This is a genomic window from Marmoricola sp. Leaf446 (assembly GCF_001424755.1).
In the GTDB taxonomy this organism is placed as follows: domain Bacteria; phylum Actinomycetota; class Actinomycetes; order Propionibacteriales; family Nocardioidaceae; genus Marmoricola.
In genome coordinates this window covers 95,606-118,722 of record NZ_LMRF01000006.1, presented here as the reverse complement: position 1 = coordinate 118,722, position 23,117 = coordinate 95,606, and the positions used below count along the sequence as shown (strand labels likewise).

Genomic DNA, 23,117 nt, shown 5'->3' with positions numbered 1-23,117 from the left:
TCTGGACCTTCGAGCACCACGACAACGAGCGGAAAGGCCCCTCACTCCCGCCGGTGGAACCTGACCGACCCGTCGGGCATCCGTTCGTGACGGAACGCGGGGTCGTGGACGCGGCGGTGGTGGTGGCCGCAGAGCAGGCGCAGGTTGTGCTGGTCGGTGGCGCCGCTCTCGGACCACGGGACGTCGTGGTGGAGGTGGCAGAGCGCGGGCGGGGCGTCGCAGCCCTGGGCGGTGCAGTGGCCGTCGCGGAGCTGGGCGGCGATGCGCTGGTGCTTGGTGGCGTAGCGACGCTCGCGGCCGAGGTCGAGCGGGACCGAGGTGCCGCCGAGGACGGCTGGGATGACACCCGCGCCACACGCCAGCCGACGTGCCTCGGCGGCGGAGATGCGGCCGCCGGTGTCGAGGGTGGCGACGCCGGCGTCCTCGAGACGACCCACCAGCTGGTCCAGCGTCATCGTCACCACGACGGTGGCGCCGACCCCGCCCGCGGTGGGCAGGGAGTCCGCGGGGACCCGCTCGATCAGCTCGGTGAACGCGACGCCGTGGCGGACCGCGAGCGGGGCGTCGTCGACGTCGGCGGCGGGGGAGTCGGGCCGCGTCGGTGAGGCGAGGGTGTGGATCATCTTGGCCAGCATCTGGCCGTGGCGGGCGGGGATCCGGAACCGGCCGTGGCAGGTGCCCTGGTCGTCCTCCCGCATCGTCAGTGTCGTACGCCGGGCCGCGGCCTGCTCCTCGGCCTCGAGCAGCCGGCCCTCGATCTCGTCGGCGCGGTCGGGCGCGATGACCTCGAACAGCCGCCGCCCCAGCACGCGCAGCGTCGTCGCGTCGTGGTCCTGGGCCTGCATGATCAGCCACACCTCGGCGTCGATGCGGTCCTCGACGGTGACGGCCAGGTCGCCGGTGGTGGGCAGCAGGTCCACGGCCGCGGCGATGACGCGTGCCTGCGCGGTGTTGACCCACCCGTGGCCGTGGGCGTCGCGGAGCGGGCCGTGCTCCTCCAGGGCGCGGGCGAGCCGCAGCTCGGAGCGTGCCTCGACGCGCGTCTGACGCGTCTCGACGGCGACCCAGTCGGCCGCCGAGCGGGCGCCCGTGTCCTCGGTGACCCCCGACCGGTCGGCCTCGGCCAGGACGGCCAACCGCAGCGAGTCGAGCTGGGCCTGGGCGACGGCGAGCTCGGTCAGGACGTGGCGCTGCTCGGCCGGGGTCATCGCCCAGACCGGCCGGGCCGTGGGCCGGTCGAGGTCGTCGAGACGCGAGCGCAGCCGGTGGACGAAACCGGCGACCGGGTGGGCCGTCGTCGTCTCTCCGCCGGAGCTGCTCATGGATCCATCCAAGCACCGAGCACCGACAAACCGCGGAGGCCCAAAACGGCGCTGACCTGCGGTTTCATCCACAGGATGGGCCGGGACAACACCGGCGAACCGGGGCAGTGGTCAACCCAGAGGCGGACCCGTGGTCGCCTAGAGACCCGTGAGCTTGGGGTACGGGCTGGTGATCCGCAGCCGGCGCCCCGAGAAGTCCACCGTGACGGCCTCGGCCTCGACGCTGACGATGCGACCCAGCCCGTAGGCGTCGTGGGTGACCCGGTCGTCGAGCTCGAAGACCTCGATCACCGGCTCCACAGGGGCGGCGAAGGGGCTGTTGGGCAGGTGGCGGCGACGTGCGGGGGAGGGAGACATCCTCTCCAGTATGCGGGTCGGAAGCCCGCCACACCGCATCGAGCAGGGCTTACGGCGTACGGCCCGCGTCCGGCAGCTCGAACTGGATCCGCTGGATCGAGCTGGAGATCGGCGCGAACAGCTCGCGCCGGATCCGGTTGTGCTCCTCGTCGAGGTCGTAGGCGCGGTAGGCCTCGGCGTCGGGGAAGTCCACCGTCAGGCAGTACGACGCGTTGCCCTGGCGCAGCCCGAGGTCCTGGCCGGCGACGATGCCGACCCGCACCCCGTCCATCTCGAAGGACCGCAGCGCGTCGAGCGCCGCCTCCAGCTGCTCCGGGGACACACCTTCACGGACCACCCCGACGACGACGTTGCGGATCATGGGGAGGAGTCTGCTGGGCTCAGCAGCAGCGCTGCTGCGTGCCGTGCTCGCGGTGGTCGTCGCGGTGGCGCTCGAAGGCCCGACGGCTCATCGGCTCGGTGCCCTCGCGGGCGCAGCGGGCGACGTACTGGTCCCACTTGGCCTCGCCGCTGAGCTCGCGGACATACCACCGCACCCCGGCCAGGGCCCGCCGGAGCGGACCCTGACCGGACGGTGCGAGGGGGGTGGTCACCGGCGGTGTCCTCCGCCCACCGGCTCGCCGCGGGAGGCCTCCCACTCGGCGACGGCCTTCTTCTCCTCCGCCGTGGCGAAGAAGTCGGCGGGCGCGACGACCTCGGAGGGCGTGTGCGGCACCTCGGTGGTCGGCAGCGTGCCGGCCCGGGCGGCCTTGACCCAGATGACGACCGCGTTGGCCAGGATCACCAGCACCAGCAGGGCGAAGCTCGCCTGCAGGATGCCGTTGACCGTGGAGTTGGTGACGACGGTGTTCATCTGCGCGACGTCCGTGGCCGGGGCCAGCACCTCGCCGGCCTCGCGGGCGGTGCGGTAGCGGTCGGCCTGGGCGAAGTAGCCGATGGCGGGGTTGTCGGAGAACACCTTCTGGTAGCTCGCGGTCATGGTGACCACGAGGTCCCAGGCCAGCGGCACGGCCGGCACCCAGACGAACTTCCACCAGCCGTGCTTGCAGAACAGCGTCACGCACAGGATGAGCGCGATCGCCGCGAGCAGCTGGTTGGCGATCCCGAACAGCGGGAACAGCTGGTTGATGCCGCCGAGCGGGTCGGTGACGCCGACGTAGAGCATGTAGCCCCAGGCGCCGACCGTGATGGCCGAGGCGATCCAGGCCGCGGGACGCCACGAGGTGTCACCGAACTTGGGCCACACGTTGCCGATGGTGTCCTGCAGCATGAACCGGCCCACGCGGGTGCCGGCGTCGACGGCGGTGAGGATGAACAGCGCCTCGAACATGATCGCGAAGTGGTACCAGAACGCCGCCAGACCGCCGCCGAAGGCGTCGCTGAAGATCTGCGAGATGCCGAAGGCCAGGGTCGGGGCGCCACCGGTGCGCGAGACCAGCTCCTCCTCGACGCTCGCCGAGAAGGCGGCGAGCTGGTCGGGGGTGATCGAGTAGCCGAGGGTGCCGACGAACTCGGCCGCGCCCTCGACGGTGCCGCCGGTGACGCCGGCGGGGGAGTTCATCGCGAAGTAGAGGCCCTGGTCGATGACGCAGGCCGCGATCAGCGCCGAGATGGCCACGAACGACTCCATCAGCATGCCGCCGTAGCCGACCATCCGGACGTGGCTCTCCTTGGCCAGCATCTTGGGCGTGGTGCCCGAGGAGATCAGCGCGTGGAAGCCCGACAGCGCACCGCAGGCGATGGTGATGAACAGGAACGGGAACAGCGAGCCGGCGAACACCGGCCCGTTGCCCTCGATCGCGAACGAGGTCACCGCGTCGGTCTGCAGCACCGGCCGGGCCAGGATCATGCCCACGGCGAGCAGCACGATGACGCCGACCTTCATGAAGGTCGAGAGGTAGTCGCGCGGGGTCAGCAGCATCCAGACCGGCAGGATCGAGGCGACGAAGCCGTACGCCACGAGCAGGAACGTCAGCGTCTCCTTGGACAGCGTCAGCGACTCGCCCAGCGCGGAGCCGTCGACGACGCCGCCCAGGATGATCGCGGCCAGGAGCAGCACCACGCCGACCGCGGTGACCTCCATGACACGGCCCGGGCGGATGAAGCGCAGGTAGAAGCCCATGAACAGCGCGATCGGGATGGTGAGGCCGATCGAGGTGACCGCCCAGGGCGACTCGGCCATCGCGTTGACCACGACCAGGGCGAGCACCGCCAGCAGGATGATCATGATCGCGAACACCGCGATCAGGGCGGCGACGCCGCCGACCAGGCCGATCTCCTCGCGGATCATCTGGCCCAGGCTCTTGGCGTCGCGACGCATCGAGAAGAACATCGTGACCATGTCCTGGACGCAGCCGGCGAAGATGACGCCGACGATGATCCAGACCGTGCCGGGCAGGTAGCCCATCTGCGCCGCGAGGACCGGGCCGACGAGCGGACCGGCCCCGGCGATGGCCGCGAAGTGGTGGCCGTAGAGCACGCGTCGGTCGGTCACCTCGAAGTCGGTGCCGTTCTCGAGCCGCTCGGCCGGCGTGGCCCGGGTGTCGTCGAGCCGCAGCACCCGGCGGGCGATGAAGCGCGAGTAGAAGCGGTAGGCGATGGCGTACGACGACAGGGCCGCGAACAGGATCCAGAGCGCCGACACCTCCTCGCCCCGGCTCAGCGCCAGGACCGCCCAGCAGGTGGCGCCGACGAGGGCGACGACCGTCCAGATCGCGATCGACCTGGGCAAGGGTCGGCGGCTGCGCTCGGGCGGTGGCCCGTCGGCGCGACGCGTGGTGGTGGACGTGGACATGGGGTGCCTCCCGGTGGCGGACCGCTGTGAGCGGGGCCAGGGTAACGCCGGGTGACCGTCGTCACGTCGTACGCCGCCGGTGGCGGGCCGGGTCGTGAGGCGACCGTGACCTACAGCCGGTCCCAGGCCTCCGTGAGCACCGAGCGCAGCGTCGACTCGATCTCGTCGAAGTGCGACTGCTCGCAGATCAGCGGGGGAGCGAGCTGCACGACCGGGTCGCCGCGGTCGTCGGCGCGGCAGTAGAGCCCGGCCTCGAACAGCGCGCCGGAGAGGAACCCGCGCAGCAGCCGCTCGGACTCGGCGTCGGTGAAGGTCTCCTTGGTCGCCTTGTCCTTGACCAGCTCAATGCCGTAGAAGAACCCGTCGCCGCGGACGTCGCCCACGATCGGCAGGTCGTTCAGCTTCTCCAGCGTCGCGCGCAGGTCGCCCTCGGTGGCGAGGACGTGCTCGTTGAGCTGCTCGCGCTCGAAGATGTCGAGGTTGGCCATCGCGACCGCGGTCGAGACGGGGTGGCCGCCGAAGGTGTAGCCGTGGGCGAAGGAGGTGTCGCCCTTGCTGAACGGCTCGAACAGCCGGTCGGTGGCGATCATCGCGCCGAGCGGGGAGTAGCCCGAGGTCAGGCCCTTGGCGCAGGTGATGATGTCGGGCTGGTAGCCGTAGCGCTCGGCGGCGAACATGTGGCCGAGCCGACCGAAGGCGCAGATCACCTCGTCGCTGACCAGCAGCACGTCGTACTCGTCGCAGATCTCGCGGACCCGCTGGAAGTAGCCGGGCGGGGGCGGGAAGCAGCCTCCGGAGTTCTGCACCGGCTCCAGGAACACCGCGGCCACGGTGTCGGGACCCTCGAACTCGATGGCCTCGGCGATCCGGTCGGCGCACCAGCGGCCGAACCGCTCGGCGTCGTTCGGGTCGCCCAGGTAGGAGGTCTCCTCGGCGCGGTAGAGGTTGGTGTTGGGCACCCGGAAGGTCGAGGGCACCAGCGGCTCGAAGGGCGCCTTCATGCCCGGCAGGCCGGTGATCGAGAGCGCGCCCTGGGGCGTGCCGTGGTAGGCGATGGCCCGGCTGATCACCTTGTGCTTGGTGGGCTTGCCGGTCAGCTTGAAGTACTGCTTGGCCAGCTTCCAGGCCGACTCCACGGCCTCGCCGCCGCCGGTGGTGAAGAAGACGCGGTCGAGGTCGCCCGGGGCGTACGACGCGACGCGGGCCGCCAGGTCGATCGCGGTGGGGTGGGCGTAGGACCAGAGCGGGAAGAACGCCAGCTCGGCCGCCTGCTTGGCCGCGGCCTCGGCCAGCTCGGTGCGGCCGTGGCCGGCCTGCACGACGAAGAGGCCGGCGAGGCCGTCGAGGTACTTCTTGCCGTTCGCGTCCCAGACGTAGGCGCCGTCGCCGCGGACGATCGTCGGCACCTCGTGGGTGTCGTAGGTCGAGTGGCGCGTGAAGTGCATCCACAGGTGGTCCTTGGCAGCCTGCTGGCGCGCCTCGTCGGTCAGGGGCTGGTTCATCGCTCCAGTCTGCCTCCCGTACGCCGGGGCTGGCAATCGAAATCACGGTGAACACCCGTGTTTTCGACCGGATCCATGCTCGAGATGGCCCCAGACCTACCGAATCCGTTGTCCCGTCACTACTCTGCCTCCATGGCTGACACCCACCCCGGCACCGACCCAGGCACCCGCTTCCGCAACGTCGTGAACGGCGAGCTCGTCGACGCCGCGTCCGGCGAGACCTACGACGTCGTCGACCCCACCACGGGCGAGACCTACGCGACCGCGCCCAGGTCCGGTGCGGAGGACCTCGACCGGGCGTACGCCGCGGCGGACGCGGCCTTCGAGGGCTGGGGGTACGCCACCCCGCAGGAGCGCTCCCACCGGCTGCTCGACCTCGCCCGCGCCATCGAGGACCGGATCGAGGAGATCAACGCCGTCGAGTGCAAGGACACCGGCAAGCCCCTCCAGGTCACGATGGAGGAGGAGATGCCCTACGCCTCGGACCACTTCAAGTTCTTCGCCGGGGCCGCCCGGACCCTCAACGGCATCTCGGCCGGCGAGTACCTCCCCGACCACACCTCCTGGGTGCGCCGCGAGCCGATCGGCGTCGTCGGCCAGGTGACGCCGTGGAACTACCCGCTGCTGATGATGATCTGGAAGGTCGCCCCGGCGCTGGCCGCCGGCAACACCGTCGTCCTCAAGCCCTCGGACACCACCCCCGCCTCCTCCACGCTGCTGGCCGAGATCGCCGCCGGCATCCTGCCGCCGGGCGTGCTCAACGTCGTCTGCGGCGACCGCGACACCGGCCGCGCGCTGGTGGAGCACCCGACCCCGCAGATGGTCGCCATCACCGGCTCGGTGCGGGCCGGCATGCAGGTCGCGGAGTCCGCCTCGCGCGACCTCAAGCGGGTGCACCTCGAGCTCGGCGGCAAGGCGCCGGTCGTGGTCTTCGACGACGCCGACGTCGCGGCTGCCGCGGAGGGCATCGCCGGCGCCGGACTCTTCAACGCCGGCCAGGACTGCACCGCCGCCACCCGCGTGCTGGTGCAGGCCGGCATCCACGACGAGTTCGTGGCCGCGCTGGCCGAGGCGGCGCGAGGGATGCCGACCGGCCGGCCCGACGCCGAGGGCACCTACTACGGCCCGCTCAACAACGAGAACCAGCTCGCCCACGTCAGCGGCATGGTCGACCGGCTGCCCGACCACGCCAGCGTCGTCACCGGCGGCACCCGCCACGGCGACCGCGGCTACTTCTACGACCCCACCGTGCTCTCGGGCCTGCAGCAGACCGACGAGCAGGTGCAGAGCGAGATCTTCGGCCCCGTGATGACGGTGCAGCGGTTCTCCGACGAGGCCGAGGCGCTGCGCTGGGCCAACGACGTGAAGTACGGCCTCGCCTCGAGCGTGTGGACCAAGGACCACGCCCGCGCGCTGCGCGTCTCGCGCCGCCTCGACTTCGGTGCGGTCTGGATCAACACCCACATCCCGTTCGTGAGCGAGATGCCCCACGGCGGGTTCAAGCACAGCGGCTACGGCAAGGACCTCTCCATGTACGGCTTCGAGGACTACACCCGGATCAAGCACGTCATGAGCTACACGGGTGAGTGACGGCATGCGGATCCTGCTGGTCGGCGCCGGGGGCGTGGGGTCGGCGTTCACCGCGATCGCCGCGCGCCGCGACTTCTTCGAGCTGTGCGTGGTCAGCGACCACGCGCTCGAGCGCGCCGAGAAGGCCGTGGCCGCGCTGGGCGACGAGCGGTTCGTGGCCGACCGGGTGGACGCCTCGGACGCCGCCGCGGTCGCCGAGCTCGTACGCCGGCACGCGGTCACCCACGTGATGAACGCCGTCGACCCGGTCTTCACCATGCCGGTCTTCGAGGGGGCGGCCGCCGCCGGCGCCGACTACCTCGACATGGCGATGAGCCTCTCGCGGCCCCACCCCGAGCACCCCCACGAGCACACCGGCATCAAGCTCGGCGACGAGCAGTTCGCCGTGGCCGACCAGTGGGAGCGCGACGGCCGCCTCGCCCTGGTCGGGATCGGGGTCGAGCCCGGCCTCTCCGACGTGTTCGCGCGCTACGCCGCCGACCACCTGTTCCGCGAGATCGACGAGCTCGGCACCCGCGACGGCGCCAACCTGGTGGTGACCGACGACGAGGGCCGCGAGATCTTCGCGCCGTCGTTCTCGATGTGGACCACGATCGAGGAGTGCCTCAACCCGCCGGTGGTGTGGGAGCGCGACCGCGGCTGGTTCACCACGCCGCCGTTCAGCGAGCCGGAGGTCTTCGACTTCCCCGAGGGCATCGGGCCGGTCGAGTGCGTCAACGTCGAGCACGAGGAGGTGCTGCTGATGCCGCGCTGGGTCGAGGCCCAGCGCGTGACCTTCAAGTACGGCCTCGGCGAGGAGTTCATCTCCATCCTGCGCTCGTTGCACACGCTCGGCCTCGACCGCACCGAGCCGGTCCGCGTGAAGGGCGTCGAGGTGTCGCCCCGCGACGTCGTCGCCGCCGTGCTGCCCGACCCGGCCACCATCGGGCCCCGGATGACCGGCAAGACCTGCGCCGGGCTCCGCGTGACCGGCACCGGGCTCGACGGCCGGCCGCGGTCGACGTACCTCTACCAGGTCGTGGACAACGCCTGGTCGATGCAGGAGTACGGCCACCAGTGCGTGGTCTGGCAGACCGCGGTCAACCCCGTGGTGGCCCTCGAGCTGCTCAGCCGCGGCACCTGGCAGGGCGCCGGCGTGCTGGGCCCGGAGGCCTTCGACGCGGTGCCGTTCCTCGACCTGCTCACCGAGTACGGCGCCCCGTGGGGCCAGCGCGACGACGTGCTCGAGGGGGCAGCAGACCCGGCGTCGGCCACGGCGTAGCCCGAGGCGGTCCGATCGCGTCGGCGCGGCAAAGTACGGTTGCCGGGTGCACAAACTCCGGTTCGTCCTGCTGCTGCTCGCGATGGCGGTAGTGGCACCCCTGGCGCTCCTCGTCGGCGCCGGCCCCGCCTCGGCCGCCGACGGCTCGGGCGAGGACCGGGTCGTGCGGGTCGGCACGGAGGGCACCTACCCGCCCTTCACGTTCGAGGACCCGGACACCGGCGACCTCACGGGCTACGACGTCGACGTCGTCAAGGCGGTGGCCCAGGAGGCCGGGTGGCGGCTCGAGTTCGCGACCTCGCCGTTCGACGCGATCTTCGGGTCGCTGGACAGCGGGCGCATCGACGTGGTCGCCAACCAGATCACGATCAACCCCGAGCGGGAGGCGCGCTACCGCTTCTCCGAGCCCTACACCTACTCCCGCGGCGTCATCGTCACGGCCGCCGACGACGACAGCATCACCACGCTGGCCGACCTGAAGGGCAAGACCACCGCACAGTCCGAGACCAGCAACTGGTCGCAGGTCGCCAAGGACGCGGGCGCGAAGGTCGAGAACGTCGAGCAGTTCTCCCAGGCCGCCACCCTGCTGGCGCAGGGCCGCGTCGACGCGATCGTCAACGACAACATCGCGGTGCTCGACTACCTCGAGACCAGCGGCTCCGACGAGGTCAAGATCGCGGGCTACGCCGGCGACGACGTCGGCGAGCAGGCCCTCACCTTCCGCAAGGACGCCCCCCAGCTGCAGCGCGAGGCCGACCAGGCCCTGGAGACGCTGCGCGCGGACGGGACGCTGGCGCGTCTCTCGGAGAAGTACTTCGGCACCGACGTCTCCTCCGAGGCCTCGACCGAGATCGACCTCCAGGGCGACCGGAGCGCGACCACCTGGGAGGTCCTGCGCAGCACCGCCGGCCCGATGCTGTGGGGTGCGGTCAAGGGCACCATCCCGCTGACGGTGATCAGCTTCGTCATCGGCCTCGCCCTCGCGCTCGTGGTGGCCCTCGGCCGGCTCTCGTCCTCGCGCCTGGCCAACGTGCCGGCCCGGGTCTTCGTGTCCATCATCCGGGGCACGCCGCTGCTGGCGCAGCTGTTCATCGTCTACTTCGGCCTGGGCCAGATCGGGCTCAAGCTCGACCCGTACGTCGCGGCCACGGTCGCCTTCAGCCTCAACGTCGCCGGCTACGCGGCCGAGATCATCCGCGGCGCCATCCTCTCGGTGCCGCGCGGCCAGTTCGAGGCCGCGACCTCGATCGGCATGGACCGCCGGTTGACGATGCGCCGGGTCGTGCTGCCCCAGGCGGCCCGGATCGCGGTGCCGCCGCTGGGCAACACGCTGCTGTCGCTGATCAAGGACACCTCGCTCGCCGCGGTCGTGCTGGTGCCGGAGCTGTTCCGCGCGGCGGTGTCCGCCGCGTCGACCAGCTTCGAGTACCTCCCGCTCTACCTGCTGGCGGCGTTCTACTACTGGGTCATCTGCTTCCTGGTCTCCCTGGCGCAGGAACCGCTCGAACGCCGACTCGGGAGGTACGTCTCATGACCCGTCCACTCATCGAGGTCCGGGGCCTGCGCAAGGCCTTCGACGGCACCGAGGTGCTGCGCGACGTCTCGTTCACCGTCGACGAGGGCTCGGTGACGGCCGTCCTCGGGCCGTCGGGGTCGGGCAAGTCGACGCTGCTGCGCTCGCTCAACGTGCTGGAGCAGCCCGACGCGGGCGTGGTCCGGATCGCCGACGCGAGCATCGACTTCGGCAGCTTCGACGACCTCGGCAAGGCCGAGCAGAAGCGAGAACTGGCTGCGCTGCGGGCTCGCAGCGGCATGGTCTTCCAGTCCCACCACCTGTTCCCGCACATGACGGTCCTGCAGAACCTCACCGAGGGGCCGGTCCGGGTGCAGGGCCGGCCCGCCGGCGAGGCGGAGGCCGACGCCCACCGGCTGCTCGAGCAGGTGGGGCTGGCCGACCGCGGCTCGGCGTACCCCTCACAGCTCTCGGGCGGCCAGCAGCAGCGCGTGGGCATCGCCCGTGCGCTGGCGCTGAACCCCCAGGTGGTGCTGCTCGACGAGCCCACCTCGGCACTCGACCCCGAGCTGGTCGGCGAGGTGCTGGGCGTGGTGCGCGACCTCGCGACGCGGGGCTGGACCCTGGTCATCGTCACCCACGAGGTGCGGTTCGCCCGCGACGTCGCCGACCAGGTGCTGTTCCTCGACGGCGGCGTCATCGCCGAGCAGGGCGGACCGGACGTGCTCCGCGACCCGCAGCACGAGCGCACCCGGCAGTTCCTCAGCCGGGTGCTCGAGGCGCGCTAGGCACGGCGCACCACCGTCGGTTTCACAGGGTCCCCTGTGAAACCTCTGCTCCCCGCGCAGAACATCGCCCGGGGAGCAGCAGGATCGTGCGGGGAGCGCGGCCGTCGTACGCCGCTCGGCGCGGGTCAGGCAGCGACGAGGTCGTGGGCCTTGCGACCGGTGAGGACGTGACCCTCGGCGCCGCACCAGCAGCGGAAGCTGACGAAGATGCCCTGGTCGGTGTTGTCGATCGAGGTCACCTGGCTGGGGGCGATCAGCTGACGCTGCTCGCAGGCGCTGCAGTAGTGGTCGAACATGGGGGCCTCCCTCTCAGGGACTCGGCGAATCGGGCTCGTCCCCCAAGTATGACGATATTCAACTGATAGAGGTAGCCTCGCTTTCCTTCAGTTCCTATAGGCTCAGCCTGTGATGACGCTGCACCAACTCCGCTGCTTCCTCGCCGCCTACGAGGAGGGGTCGCTGACGGCCGCCGCCGACCGGCTGGGCTATGCCCAGCCCTCGGTGTCGGAGCAGATCCGCAACCTGGAGAAGTCGCTGGGCGCCCCGCTGTTCCGTCGCGTGGGGCGCGGCGTCGTGGCCACCACGGTCGCCGACGACCTGCGCCCGCACGCCGAGCGGGTGCTGGCCGCGGTCGAGGACGCGCAGTCGTCCGTGGCCAGCCAGGTGCGGCTGGAGACCGGGACGATCCGGTTCGGCATGTTTGGCATCGCGCGCCTGTACGCCGGGGCCGACCTGGTCGCCGACGTGCTGCGCCGTCACCCCGGCGTCCGCGTGGAGCTGATCGGCACCAACAGCACCGAGGTCACCGACGAGCTCCGGCGCGGCCGGCTCGAGGCGGCGATGATCGCGGTCCCGCAGCTGGAGAGCGAGGGGCTGACCATCACCCCCGTGGCCAGGGACGAGCTCGTCTACATCAGCAACGACCCCGAGCGACTGCGCCAGCCGGTGACCGCCCGCCGGCTGTCCGAGGCGACGCTGGTGATGCCCGAGACGACGTTCCGCGCGGTCGACTCGGTGCGGATCATCCTGCGGCAGATGCTCCACGAGACCGGGCGCAACCCGCAGACCCGGATCGAGGTCGAGGACGTGGAGAGCGCGGTCGAGCTGGTCGGCATGGGGCTGGCCGACGCGGTGATCACCAAGGGCGCGGCCGTGCAGCTGCTCCCACGCCTGGCCCCGGACGCCGGCTGGGTCTCGCTGCGCCCCGCCCAGCACGACACCCTGGCCATCGTCCACCGCCGCGACGCGATCCTCTCCCCGGCCGCACAGCTCATGATCGAGCTGGCCACCGCGCGCATCCAGGCCATCGCCGAGCCGATCCGGGCCCCCCGCCCCCGCTGACCCGCCCCCGCCCCGCTGACCCGCCGGGTCAGAGGGCGCGGAGGACCTCCTCGAGGACGTCGAGCGCCTCGTGGAGCAGGTGGTCCGGCATCACCAGGGGCGGCAGGAACCGCAGCACGTTGCCGTAGGTGCCGCAGGTCAGGGTGAGCACGCCGCGCTCGTGGCAGCCGGCGCTGAGGCGACCGGCCAGGGCGGCGTCGGGCTCGGTCGTGCCCGGGCGGACCAGCTCGATCGCGAGCATGGCGCCGCGGCCGCGGACCTCGCCGATGGCCGGGACGTCGGCGGCCAGCGCGCGCAGCCGGGTGGTCATCAGGTCCTCGAGGTGCCGCGCGGCGGCGTTGAGGTCGAGCTGCTCCATGGTCGCGATGGCGCCGAGCGCCGCGGCGCAGGCGACCGGGTTGCCGCCGTACGTGCCGCCCAGGCCGCCGCCGTGCACGGCGTCCATGAGCTCGGCGCGGCCGACGACGGCGGCGAGCGGGAACCCGCCGGCGACGCCCTTGGCCACGGTGACCAGGTCGGGCACGACGCCCTCGTGCTCGCACGCGAACCACGCGCCCGTGCGGCACATGCCCGACTGGATCTCGTCGGCGACGAAGACCACGCCGTTCTCCCGGCACCAGGCCGCGATCGCGGGCAGGAAGCCCGCGGCGGGCACGACGAAGCCGCCCTCGCCCAGCACCGGCTCGATGACCACGCAGGCGAGGTTGGCCGCGCCGACCTGCTTCTCGATCACGTCGACGGCGCGCGCGGCGGCCTGCGCACCGGTGATCTCCGCGGCCTCGCGGAACGGGTAGGACATCGGCGCCCGGTAGACCTCTCCCGCGAACGGTCCGAAGCCGTGCTTGTAGGGCATGTTCTTGGACGTCATCGCCATCGTGAGGTTGGTGCGGCCGTGGTAGGCGTGGTCGAAGACGACCACCGCGTCACGGCCGGTCGCGGCGCGCGCGACCTTGACGGCGTTCTCGACGGCCTCGGCGCCGGAGTTGAACAGCGCGGCCTTCTTGGCGTGGTCGCCCGGGGTGAGCGCGGCGAGCTTCTCGCAGACCTCCACGTAGCCCTCGTAGGGCGCGACCATGAAGCAGGTGTGGGTGTACGCCGCGACCTGCGCCGTCACGCGCGTCACCACCTCCGGCGCGCTGTTGCCGACGCCGGTGACCGCGATGCCGCTGGCGAGGTCGATCAGGCTGTTGCCGTCCACGTCGACCACGACGCCACCGCCGGCGGCCGCGACGTAGACCGGGAGCGTGCTGCCGACGCCCGCGGCGACCGCCGCCTGCCGCCGGGCGTGCAGCTCGCGCGAGCGTGGCCCCGGGATCTCCGTGACGAGCCGCCGCTCCTGGGGGAGGTCGGGCCCACCCACGTGCGGGACGGGGGGTGCGACTGCGGAATCGGTCGTCATCGGGGGCCTCCGAGTGCGGAATCAGTCATGCGGCGGGGGATCGACTCCAGTGTCCGTCGCGAGGGGGTCGCACGGCAAGCGGCGCCCCCGGGGCGGCCGACGTGTCAGCCGAGGCGGCCGAGCCGGCCCGGCAGCACGCCGGAGTCGAGGACGGCGCGGCGCACGGGCTGCAGCAGCTCGCCCAGCCGCACGGTGTCGTCGAGGCCGAGGGCCTCCCAGCCGGCCAGCGAGGTCCGGTCGGTGGCCGCCTCGAGGTCCTCGCGCTGCTCCCGGCCGAGGTCGGTGAGGGCGGCCGCGTCGTCGAGCCAGCCGCGGTCCCGCAGCCGGTCCTCGCCCGCCGCCAGCTCCTCCTCGCTCCAGCCGCGGGTGGAGCGCAGGAACCGCTCCTTGCCGGCCCAGGCGCCGTCGAGGACGGTCGCCTCGACCGGGTCCAGGCCCCGCGAGACCAGCAGGGCGACGTGACCGTCGCCGCGGTGCTCGCGGACCAGCGTGGCGGCGTGCCACAGGGCGAGCAGCGGCTCCTCGGGCCAGGCGAGCTGGAGGTGCGCGGCGTACAGCGGGCGGCCGGCGGCGCTGCCCGGCGTCGCCGCGAGCCCGTCGGCGAGCCGCCGGGCCAGCGCGAGCGCGTCGGTGACGTCGACGTCGCCGACCGTCCGGGCCAGGGCGCGCGACATGCCGCGCCGGCGGGCCTCGACCAGCTGCTCGGGGGTGGCGTGCTCCCACGCGGAGGGCAGCGCGGCGTCGTGCAGCCACGGGGCGAAGACGTAGAAGGTCGCCTCGGTGACACGGGGTCCGACCGGCCCGAGCGCGGCACCCCGCGCGGCGAAGTAGGAGAGCCGGTCGTGCAGGCCGAGGGCGACGTACTCCTCGGGCGGCTCCGGGGCGAAGTAGCCGACGACGTGCAGCGTCTCCAGCGCGCCCCAGGTGCGGCGCGCGGCGCGCAGCAGCTCCGGTGAGGGGGTCGAGGGGGTGCTCACAGCAGCGGCCGCAGCGGCCGGAGCACGAACTCGGTGAAGCGCGCGTAGACGTCGCGCGCCTGCCACTCGTGCAGGGTCAGCTCGAGGCTGTTGGTCAGGTCGGTGGAGAAGATCCGCTCCATCTCCTGGGCCAGCGACTCGTCGATGATCTCGACGTTGATCTCGTAGTTGCCGGTCATCGAGAGCCGGTCGACGTTGGCGGTGCCGATCGTGCTCCAGCTCCCGTCGACGGTGGCGGTCTTGGCGTGCACCATCGCGTCGCGGAAGCGGTGGATCTTGATGCCGGCCTCGAGCAGCTGGCGGAAGTAGCCGCGGGAGATCCAGTCGACCACGATGTGGTTGGACTTGGCGGGGAGCAGGATGCGGACGTCGACGCCCCGGCGGGCCGCGTGGACGAGCGTGGCCACGAAGTCCTCGTCGGGGATGAAGTAGGCGCTGGTGAGCCAGACGTTGCGCTGCGCGCGGTTGATCGCCTCGAGGTACATCGACCGGATCGGGAACATCCACAGCCGCGGCACGTTGCGGTGCACCCGGATCTTGGGCTCCCACTGCGAGGGTGCCGAGACCAGCATCGGCGACTCCGAGCGACGGAACCGCTTCTCCCTGTGCAGGTTCCAGAAGTCGGCGAAGGCCCGGGTCAGGTCGGCGACGCCCGGGCCGGTGATCCGGCAGTGGGTGTCGCGCCACTCCGTGGCGTACGCCGCGCCGAGGTTGTAACCGCCCACGAACCCCACCTCGTCGTCGACCACGAGGATCTTGCGGTGGTCGCGGCCGTAGCGGCGCAGGTCGAAGAACCGCCAGCCGGCCGAGTAGACGGGGAAGGCGAGCACCTTCACGTTGGGTGGGAAGTGCTTGAACGGCAGCCGCACGACGAGGTTGGCGAACTGGTCGTAGATGACCCGCACCTCCACGCCGCGGTCGGCCGCGTCGACCAGCGCCTTCTTGAACCGCGCGCCGAGGGCGTCGCCCTTCCAGATGTAGGTCTCCAGGAGCACCTGCGACCGGGCGCCCTCGATGGCGCGCAGCATGTCGTCGTACAGGTCCTGCCCGAAGGAGTACGTCGTGACGGTGCCGCCGCCGACCGGGGTCTGCGCCGCCGTGCGGGTCGGGAACGGCTTGGGCTTCTTGCCGCGCCGCCGGTAGGAGTCGACCAGGCTCATCGCGACCGCCACCAGGACCGGGATCCCGAAGGTGACCATGACGAACCGGCGGGCCAGCATGGCCACGGGGTGGGACATGTTCACGAGGGGGAGGTGTCGGCGCTGCACGGGCGCAGTCTCCCAGACGACCGGCGGGGTTGTCGGTGGCCGGCCGTAGGCTCGTCGCATGCGTCCCGTGACCGACCTCGAGCGCCGGGTGGCGCCGTTCGACGTGCAGTCCGACTACCAGCCCGCCGGCGACCAGCCCGCCGCCATCGCCGAGATCACCGAGCGGATCCGCGGGGGTGAGAAGGACGTCGTGCTGCTGGGTGCCACCGGCACCGGCAAGACGGCCACGGTGGCGTGGGTGGCCGAGCAGGTGCAGCGCCCGGTGCTGGTGATGCAGCCCAACAAGACGCTGGCCGCGCAGTTCGCCAACGAGCTGCGGCAGCTGTTCCCCGACAACGCGGTGGAGTACTTCGTCTCCTACTACGACTACTACCAGCCCGAGGCCTACGTCCCCCAGACCGACACCTACATCGAGAAGGACTCCTCGATCAACGAGGAGGTCGAGCGGCTGCGGCACTCGGCCACCAACTCGCTGCTGACCCGGCGCGACGTCATCGTGGTCTCCACGGTGTCGTGCATCTACGGTCTCGGCACCCCGCAGGAGTACGTCGACCGCATGCTCCGGCTCAAGGTCGGCAAGGAGATGGACCGCGACGGCGTGCTGCGCCGGCTGGTCGAGATCCAGTACACCCGCAACGACCTGTCCTTCACCCGTGGCACCTTCCGGGTCCGGGGCGACACCCTCGAGATCTTCCCGGTCTACGAGGAGCACGCCGTGCGGGTGGAGTTCTTCGGCGACGAGATCGAGCGGCTGATGACGCTGCACCCGGTGACGGGCGAGGTGATCACCGACGACCAGGAGATCTACGTCTTCCCCGCCACCCACTACGTCGCCGGCCCGCAGCGCATGGAGCGCGCCATCGCCAGCATCGAGAAGGAGCTGGAGGAGCAGGTCGCGCTGTTCGAGCGCCAGGGCAAGCTGCTGGAGGCCCAGCGGCTGCGGATGCGCACCTCCTACGACATCGAGATGATGCGCCAGGTCGGCTCGTGCTCGGGCATCGAGAACTACTCGATGCACATCGACGGCCGCCCGCGCGGCAGCGCCCCCAACTGCCTGCTCGACTACTTCGCCGAGGACTTCGTGCTGGTCGTCGACGAGTCCCACGTCGCGGTCCCGCAGATCGGCGGCATGTACGAGGGCGACATGTCGCGCAAGCGCAACCTCGTCGACCACGGCTTCCGGCTGCCCAGCGCGATGGACAACCGGCCGCTGCGGTGGGAAGAGTTTCTCGACCGCATCGGCCAGACGATCTACCTCTCCGCGACCCCGGGCGACTACGAGATCGCCAAGGGCGGCGGCATCGACAACGTGGTCGAGCAGATCATCCGGCCCACCGGGCTGATCGACCCCGAGGTCGTGGTCAAGCCGACCAAGGGCCAGATCGACGACCTGATGTCGGAGATCAACGCGCGCGTCGACCGCAACGAGCGGGTCTTGGTCACCACGCTGACCAAGAAGATGTCCGAGGACCTCACCGACTACCTCCTCGAGAACGGCGTGCGCTGCCGCTACCTGCACTCCGAGGTCGACACGCTGCGCCGCATCGAGCTGCTCCGCGAGCTCCGGATGGGGGAGTACGACGTCCTCGTCGGCATCAACCTGCTCCGCGAGGGCCTCGACCTGCCCGAGGTGTCGCTGGTGGCGATCCTCGACGCCGACAAGGAGGGCTTCCTGCGCTCCGACAAGTCGCTGATCCAGACCATCGGCCGCGCCGCCCGCAACGTGTCGGGCCAGGTCGTGATGTACGCCGACCGCGTGACGCCCTCGATGGAGAAGGCGATCGACGAGACCAACCGCCGTCGTGCCAAGCAGGTCGCCTACAACACCGAGCACGGCGTCGACCCCCAGCCGCTGCGCAAGAAGATCGCCGACATCACCGAGATGCTGGCCCGCGACGACGAGGACACCGCCGAGCTGCTGGCCACCTGGCAGGGCACCGGCGCCCGGGGCGACAAGTCCCGCAAGGCCCCGGTCCCGGGCCTCTCGCGGATGGACAAGGTCCACCAGAAGGCGCCCGACACGGCCGGCATCCCCTCCTCCGACCTGGCCGAGCTGGTGCAGCAGCTGACCGAGCAGATGCACACCGCCGCCGCCGAGCTGCAGTTCGAGGTGGCCGCCCGGATCCGCGACGAGGTCCAGGACCTCAAGAAGGAGCTGCGCCAGATGATGGAGGCCACCCGCTAGTCCCGGGGTCCGACCGCGGCCCGACCGGCGGCCCGACCGGCGGCCGGCGGCGCGGCCGGTGCGGCGTACGATCGGACCGGTGAGCACGCCCGCCCTGCGCAGCCCCTGGACCGTGTGGGGCGTCGGCCTCGCGGTCTACGTGCTGGCGGTCTTCCACCGCTCCTCGCTCGGCGTCGCCGGCCTCGTCGCGACCGACCGCTTCGGGATCTCCGCGGCCCAGCTGGCGACCTTCACCATGCTCCAGCTGCTGGTGTACGCCGGGATGCAGATCCCGGTCGGTCTGCTGGTCGACCGCTTCGGCTCGCGCAGCGTGATGCTGTCGGGCCTGGTGCTGATGACCGCCGGGCAGACGGTGTTCGCGTTCGCCGAGAGCTACCCGCTGGCGCTGGTCGCCCGTGCCGGGGTCGGCATGGGGGACGCGATGACCTTCATCTGCCTGCTGCGGCTGGTCAGCAGCTGGTTCCCCCTGCGCCGGATCCCGTTCGTCACCCAGGTCACCGGCACGCTGGGCCAGACCGGCGCCGTGGCCGCCGCCGTCCCGATGACGTGGGCGCTGGCCCACCTCGGCTGGACCCGCGCCTACCTGGTCGCCGCCAGCGTCGGGGTGGTGCTGGCCGTGGCGCTGCTCGTGGTGCTGCACGACACCCCGGAGGGCCGCAACCTGCGCGGTGCCCCGATGTCGCTGGCCTCGGTCCGGGCCAGCCTGGCCGCGTCCTGGCGCCACCCCGGCACCCGGCTGGGGTTCTGGATGCACTTCTGCACCCAGTTCAGCGCCACCACGATGAGCCTGCTGTGGGGCTACCCCTTCTTCGTCCGTGGCGAGGAGCAGTCCTCGGCCGCGGCCGGCCTGCTGCTCACCCTGATGGTCGTGACCATGATGTTCTCCGGCCCGGTCCTGGGCTGGCTGGTCAGCGTCCACCCCTGGCACCGCTCCACCGTGGTGCTCGTGATCGTGGGCTCGATCGTGGTCGTCTGGACCGTCGTCCTGGCCTGGCCGGGTCCCGCGCCGTTCGTCGTCCTCGTGGTGCTGGTGCTGGTCACCGGCGTCGGCGGTCCCGCCTCGGTGATCGGCTTCGACGTCGGCCGCACCTCCAACCCGGCCCACCGGCTGGCCAGCGCCACCGGGATCATCAACCAGGGCGGCTTCTACGCCAGCCTGGTGATGGTCGTGGTGATCGGGCTGCTGCTCGACTGGCGCACGCCGGGGGCCAGCACGGCGTACACCCCCGAGGCGTTCCGCTGGGCCATGTCGGCGCAGTTCCCGCTGTGGCTGCTCGGGCTGGTGCAGGTCTGGCGCTACCGGGGCCGGGCCCGCGCCCGGGTGCTCTCGGAGCAGGAGGCGTCGTTGACCCGCTGAGCCCGCGGGGCGAGGCTGGTGGCATGAGCCGGCTGCGCGAGGTCCAGATCACCGTCGACAGCGCCGACCCCGGGGCGCTCGCCGCGTTCTGGTGCGAAGCGCTCGGCTACGAGGTCGAGCCGCCCCCGTCCGGCTTCGGCACCTGGGAGGACGCCCTGCGGTCCTGGGGCATGCCGGAGGAGCTGTGGAACAGCCGGTCGGCGGCGCGCCCGGTCGGCGGGTCCGGACCGCGGCTGTTCTTCCAGCGGGTGCCCGAGGGCAAGACGGCCAAGAACCGCCTGCACCTCGACGTGCGGGCGGCGCCCGGGCTCACCGGGGACGCGCGGATGGCGGCGCTGGAGGCCGAGTGCGAGCGCCTGGTCGCGCTCGGGGCCACCCGCGACCACCGGGTGGAGCCCGACGGGCGGATGGAGATCGGCTTCATCGTGATGGCCGACCCCGAGGGCAACGAGTTCTGCCTCGACTGACCCGCGTCCCGAACCGCGGTCAGCGGTGGCGGACGGTCATGGCCACCAGGCGCGAGATCACCATCGCGACGTAGAGCACCCCGGCCACCTGCTCGAGGATCACCAGCGAGCGGGCGTGGTCGCCGACGGGCAGGATGTCGGAGAGCCCGACGCTGGTCAGGTTGGTGAAGGAGAAGAAGAGCATGTCGAAGAACCGTCCCGCGCCCGAGGCGGCCACCGGCTCGATCGACCCCGGGAAGACGATCTCGACGGCGACGTAGAGGTAGGCGAAGCCCCAGGCCACCACGGTGAAGGCCGCCCCGATGGCGTAGAGCTCGTCGGTCGTGACCCGGTCGTCGTGGAAGAGGTACTTGATCGTGCTGTAGGCGACGTAGAAGTAGAACGGCGCGTGCAGCAGCGCGCTGACCAGCGCCACCCACTGCGTCTCGGGCGTCGCCGCCTCCACCAGGGTCATCACCACGGCGGGCAGTCCGACCGCGACCGCGACCACCGACAGGGCGGGCGTGCTGCGGACCACGCCGATCGCCAGGCCCACCGCCACCATCGAGATCACGCCCAGCACCGCGGCCCCGACCCGGGTCTGGTCGAGGAACGGGTAGGCCACGACCGCGGTCAGCTGGGCGGTGAGCAGCAGCGCCGAGGGGTGGCGGGCGGCGCGCCGGGCGAGCGAGTCGGCGGTGGGGGCGTGGGGCACCCGCGGCAGTCTAGGGGCGCGGTGCCCGGTCGCTGGCCAGATGAGGGGAGTCGCTGAGACGCCGCGGAGGGGGTACGACCTGGCTACGATGCGCCCCATCAGCCCCACCGGTCGGCCCGGCCGTGGCGGGTGCGTCGGTCGGCACCGAGGGAGGGGTCGTGGCGCGGAGTCCGCGTGTGCGCTGGGGGTGGCCCAACCTCCTGCTCGGCCTGCTCGCGCTCGCGCTGGTGGCGGCCGCGGTCGTGGTGTGGACCCGACCGGCGAGCGGCGGCACCGGCGACGCCGACGCCCGTGAGCTGTCCCGCCGGCAGTGGGAGGTCACCGAGGCCGCCTCGGCGGAGGTCGAGGCCGTCCTTGGGGTCGACCACCGCCGGATGCGCGAGGTGGTCACGCGGGTCCAGGACGGCGCGACCGGCGACTTCGCGGAGGAGTACGCCGAGGGCGTCGACAGCCTGCTCTCCGCCACCCGGGAGTCCCGGATCACGGCCCGGGCGGTGGTGCGCGCGGTCGCGCTGGGCCCCGTCACCCGCACCCGCGCCGAGGTGCTGGTGGCCGCCGACGCGCGGGTCACCCGCGACGGGTCGGCGGGTCGCGAGCAGCTGCGCCAGCACCGGCTCCGTCTCACGATGGTCGAGCGTGACGGCCGCTGGCTCACCGAGCAGCTGGAGTTCGTCCGATGACGCGGTCCACCGACGGGGCACCCCGCCCCGGGCGCGTGCGCGGCGCCGGCACCACGGTCGTCCTCGTCCTGCTCTGCGTCGTGGCGGTGCTCGCGACGGGGCTGGGCTGGTGGTGGCAGCACGGCGCCGGACGCCCCGACGACCTGCCGACCGCGGAGCGCGCGATCAGCTCGGTGCCCGCCCGCGACTCCGGCGGTCGGGCCGCCGTCGAGCTGGCCGAGCGGGTCCTGGGCTACGACGCGGCGGGCTTCGACGACGAGGTGAGGGCGACCCGGGCGCTGCTGGCCCCCGGCTTCCGGCAGCAGTACGACGCGCAGATGGCCGGCGTCCGCGAGCAGACCCTCGCCGAGCGGGTGCGCCTGGCGGTGAAGGTGCGCGGGTCGGCGGTCTCCTCGGCCTCCGCCGACCGGGTCGTCGCGCTGGTCTTCCTCGACCAGGTGACCAGCAGCCCGCTGACGCCCACCCGCCGTGTCGACCAGGTCCGGGTGCTGGTCACCGTGACGCGCGATGGGGGAGAGTGGCGCGTGTCCCGGATGGACGCCTTCTAGGCGGCCCGGACCCCGACGACGGCGAGGAGGACCCCGATGGACCACCCCGGTGGCGGCGGCCGCGAGGTCGACACCGACGTGCTGATCGTGGGCGCGGGCCCGGCCGGGCTGTTCGGCGTCTACTACGCCGGCTTCCGCGGCCTCGACGTCACCGTGGTCGACTCGCTGCCCGAGCTCGGCGGCCAGGTCTCGGCGATGTACCCCGAGAAGACCATCCTCGACGTCGCCGGCTTCCCGGCGGTGAAGGGACGCGAGCTGGTCGAGCAGCTGGTGGAGCAGGCGGCGAGCGCGCGTCCGACGTACCTCCTGGGCCGGACGGCGACGGTGCTCAAGACCGACGACGCCGGTGCGGTCATGGAGCTCGACGACGGCACCACGATCACGGCCAAGGTCGTCATCGTCACCGCCGGGATCGGCAAGTTCACGCCCCGGCCGCTGCCGGCCGGCGAGGGCTGGGCCGACCGGGGCCTGGTGTTCTTCGTGCCCTCCTTCGCGGAGTACGCCGGCCGCGACGTCGTCATCGTCGGCGGCGGCGACAGCGCCTTCGACTGGGCCCACCACCTCGAGCCGATCGCGGCCTCGGTCACCCTCGTCCACCGCCGCGACCAGTTCCGCGCCCACCGGGCCACCGTCGAGGCGGTGCTGGCCTCGCGCGTCGAGGTGGTCACCAAGGCGCAGGTGACCCGGCTGCTGGGGGAGCACCACGTCGAGGCGGTCGAGATCACCACCAGCGACGGCGAGGTCAGCACCCGACCGGCGCAGTCGGTGGTCGCCTCGCTGGGCTTCGTGGCCGACCTGAGCGCGATGAAGGAGTGGGGCCTGGAGTTCTCCGGCCGCCACGTCGCCGTCGACACCGCGATGCGGACCAACCTGCCGCGGGTGCTGGCCGCGGGCGACATCACCGACTACCCCGGCAAGGTGCGGCTGATCGCGGTCGGCTTCGGCGAGGTCGCCACAGCGGTCAACAACGCGGCGGTGCTGATCGACCCCGACGCCCACGTCTTCCCCGGCCACAGCAGCGAGGACTCGTAGGTCCCGACGGGCGCGACCGCCCGGCAGACGGGCTCGGCCGCC

General features: G+C 72.0%; 22 protein-coding genes. 11 read left to right on the top strand and 11 right to left on the bottom strand.

Annotation, left to right across the window (positions count from 1 at the left end):
- Positions 1 to 41 precede the first annotated feature (41 nt).
- From ASG49_RS15210 to ASG49_RS15185, 6 genes are all read right to left on the bottom strand, one after another.
- Positions 42 to 1,322: an HNH endonuclease signature motif containing protein gene (locus tag ASG49_RS15210; protein WP_056543417.1), complete on the bottom strand. Its 1,281-nt coding sequence runs from the start codon at positions 1,320 to 1,322 to the stop codon at positions 42 to 44.
- Between the two features lie 138 nt (positions 1,323 to 1,460).
- Complete coding sequence (locus ASG49_RS15205) at positions 1,461 to 1,679, bottom strand: hypothetical protein (RefSeq protein WP_056543415.1); 219 nt, start codon at positions 1,677 to 1,679, stop codon at positions 1,461 to 1,463.
- 49 nt (positions 1,680 to 1,728) lie between these two features.
- Entirely contained in the window at positions 1,729 to 2,040 is a 312-nt protein-coding gene (locus ASG49_RS15200; protein ID WP_056543413.1) for a Dabb family protein, read from the bottom strand.
- Positions 2,041 to 2,059: 19 nt separating this feature from the next.
- Positions 2,060 to 2,272, bottom strand: coding sequence for a YbdD/YjiX family protein (locus ASG49_RS15195; RefSeq protein WP_056543410.1), 213 nt, complete (start codon positions 2,270 to 2,272; stop codon positions 2,060 to 2,062).
- Positions 2,269 to 4,473 carry a carbon starvation CstA family protein gene (locus ASG49_RS15190; RefSeq protein WP_056543408.1) on the bottom strand — a complete coding sequence of 735 codons (2,205 nt, stop codon included), beginning with the start codon at positions 4,471 to 4,473 and terminating at the stop codon, positions 2,269 to 2,271. The genes ASG49_RS15195 and ASG49_RS15190 overlap by 4 nt, the downstream gene beginning before the upstream one ends.
- Before the next feature lie 110 nt (positions 4,474 to 4,583).
- Complete coding sequence (locus ASG49_RS15185; protein WP_056543405.1) at positions 4,584 to 5,975, bottom strand: aspartate aminotransferase family protein; 1,392 nt, start codon at positions 5,973 to 5,975, stop codon at positions 4,584 to 4,586.
- 132 nt (positions 5,976 to 6,107) lie between these two features.
- On the opposite strand from ASG49_RS15185, the gene ASG49_RS15180 reads away from it, so the two are divergent.
- The 4 genes from ASG49_RS15180 to ASG49_RS15160 are packed head-to-tail and all read left to right on the top strand — an operon-like array spanning position 6,108 to position 11,127.
- Entirely contained in the window at positions 6,108 to 7,565 is a 1,458-nt protein-coding gene (locus ASG49_RS15180; RefSeq protein WP_056543401.1) for an aminobutyraldehyde dehydrogenase, read from the top strand.
- Positions 7,558 to 8,826 carry a saccharopine dehydrogenase family protein gene (locus tag ASG49_RS15175; protein ID WP_235562118.1) on the top strand — a complete coding sequence of 423 codons (1,269 nt, stop codon included), beginning with the start codon at positions 7,558 to 7,560 and terminating at the stop codon, positions 8,824 to 8,826. Before ASG49_RS15180 ends, ASG49_RS15175 begins: the two co-directional genes overlap by 8 nt.
- 46 nt (positions 8,827 to 8,872) lie before the next feature.
- Positions 8,873 to 10,360, top strand: coding sequence for an ABC transporter substrate-binding protein/permease (locus ASG49_RS18380; protein ID WP_235562117.1), 1,488 nt, complete (start codon positions 8,873 to 8,875; stop codon positions 10,358 to 10,360).
- Positions 10,357 to 11,127 carry an amino acid ABC transporter ATP-binding protein gene (locus ASG49_RS15160; RefSeq protein ID WP_056543395.1) on the top strand — a complete coding sequence of 257 codons (771 nt, stop codon included), beginning with the start codon at positions 10,357 to 10,359 and terminating at the stop codon, positions 11,125 to 11,127. The genes ASG49_RS18380 and ASG49_RS15160 overlap by 4 nt, the downstream gene beginning before the upstream one ends.
- 125 nt (positions 11,128 to 11,252) lie before the next feature.
- Here the strand turns inward: ASG49_RS15160 and ASG49_RS18715 are convergent, their stop codons facing one another.
- Positions 11,253 to 11,423 (bottom strand): hypothetical protein, encoded by a 171-nt coding sequence (locus ASG49_RS18715; RefSeq protein ID WP_156384375.1) that lies wholly within the window; start codon positions 11,421 to 11,423, stop codon positions 11,253 to 11,255.
- 112 nt (positions 11,424 to 11,535) lie between these two features.
- Here ASG49_RS18715 and ASG49_RS15155 point away from each other — a divergent pair, with 112 nt between their 5' ends.
- The gene (locus ASG49_RS15155; RefSeq protein ID WP_235562116.1) at positions 11,536 to 12,468 is read left to right on the top strand and encodes a LysR family transcriptional regulator; all 933 of its coding nucleotides are present in this window, start codon (positions 11,536 to 11,538) and stop codon (positions 12,466 to 12,468) included.
- 28 nt (positions 12,469 to 12,496) lie between these two features.
- On the opposite strand, the gene gabT is transcribed toward ASG49_RS15155, so the two are convergent.
- The 3 genes from gabT to ASG49_RS15140 all read right to left on the bottom strand — a co-directional run bounded on the left by gabT (position 12,497) and on the right by ASG49_RS15140 (position 16,082).
- Positions 12,497 to 13,867 carry a 4-aminobutyrate--2-oxoglutarate transaminase gene (gabT, locus tag ASG49_RS15150; protein WP_056543391.1) on the bottom strand — a complete coding sequence of 457 codons (1,371 nt, stop codon included), beginning with the start codon at positions 13,865 to 13,867 and terminating at the stop codon, positions 12,497 to 12,499.
- Between the two features lie 104 nt (positions 13,868 to 13,971).
- Positions 13,972 to 14,844: a hypothetical protein gene (locus ASG49_RS15145; RefSeq protein ID WP_056543388.1), complete on the bottom strand. Its 873-nt coding sequence runs from the start codon at positions 14,842 to 14,844 to the stop codon at positions 13,972 to 13,974.
- Positions 14,841 to 16,082: a phosphatidylserine/phosphatidylglycerophosphate/cardiolipin synthase family protein gene (locus ASG49_RS15140; RefSeq protein WP_200936351.1), complete on the bottom strand. Its 1,242-nt coding sequence runs from the start codon at positions 16,080 to 16,082 to the stop codon at positions 14,841 to 14,843. Before ASG49_RS15140 ends, ASG49_RS15145 begins: the two co-directional genes overlap by 4 nt.
- An 88-nt stretch (positions 16,083 to 16,170) precedes the next feature.
- Between ASG49_RS15140 and uvrB the strand changes: the two genes are divergently transcribed.
- The 3 genes from uvrB (at position 16,171) to ASG49_RS15125 (ending at position 20,121) form a co-directional block, all read left to right on the top strand.
- On the top strand, positions 16,171 to 18,297 hold the full coding sequence (uvrB, locus tag ASG49_RS15135; protein ID WP_056543385.1) for an excinuclease ABC subunit UvrB: 2,127 nt from the start codon (positions 16,171 to 16,173) through the stop codon (positions 18,295 to 18,297).
- 79 nt (positions 18,298 to 18,376) lie between these two features.
- Complete coding sequence (locus ASG49_RS15130) at positions 18,377 to 19,654, top strand: nitrate/nitrite transporter (RefSeq protein WP_056543383.1); 1,278 nt, start codon at positions 18,377 to 18,379, stop codon at positions 19,652 to 19,654.
- Positions 19,655 to 19,677: 23 nt separating this feature from the next.
- Positions 19,678 to 20,121, top strand: coding sequence for a VOC family protein (locus ASG49_RS15125; protein ID WP_056543378.1), 444 nt, complete (start codon positions 19,678 to 19,680; stop codon positions 20,119 to 20,121).
- A gap of 19 nt (positions 20,122 to 20,140) precedes the next feature.
- On the opposite strand, the gene ASG49_RS15120 is transcribed toward ASG49_RS15125, so the two are convergent.
- Positions 20,141 to 20,815: a potassium channel family protein gene (locus ASG49_RS15120; protein ID WP_056543375.1), complete on the bottom strand. Its 675-nt coding sequence runs from the start codon at positions 20,813 to 20,815 to the stop codon at positions 20,141 to 20,143.
- Between the two features lie 158 nt (positions 20,816 to 20,973).
- Here ASG49_RS15120 and ASG49_RS15115 point away from each other — a divergent pair, with 158 nt between their 5' ends.
- The 3 genes from ASG49_RS15115 to ASG49_RS15105 are packed head-to-tail and all read left to right on the top strand — an operon-like array spanning position 20,974 to position 23,075.
- Positions 20,974 to 21,495: a hypothetical protein gene (locus ASG49_RS15115; RefSeq protein WP_156384374.1), complete on the top strand. Its 522-nt coding sequence runs from the start codon at positions 20,974 to 20,976 to the stop codon at positions 21,493 to 21,495.
- The gene (locus ASG49_RS15110) at positions 21,492 to 22,043 is read left to right on the top strand and encodes a hypothetical protein (RefSeq protein WP_156384373.1); all 552 of its coding nucleotides are present in this window, start codon (positions 21,492 to 21,494) and stop codon (positions 22,041 to 22,043) included. Before ASG49_RS15115 ends, ASG49_RS15110 begins: the two co-directional genes overlap by 4 nt.
- 36 nt (positions 22,044 to 22,079) lie before the next feature.
- Positions 22,080 to 23,075, top strand: coding sequence for an NAD(P)/FAD-dependent oxidoreductase (locus ASG49_RS15105; RefSeq protein WP_056543365.1), 996 nt, complete (start codon positions 22,080 to 22,082; stop codon positions 23,073 to 23,075).
- Positions 23,076 to 23,117: the final 42 nt, after the last annotated feature.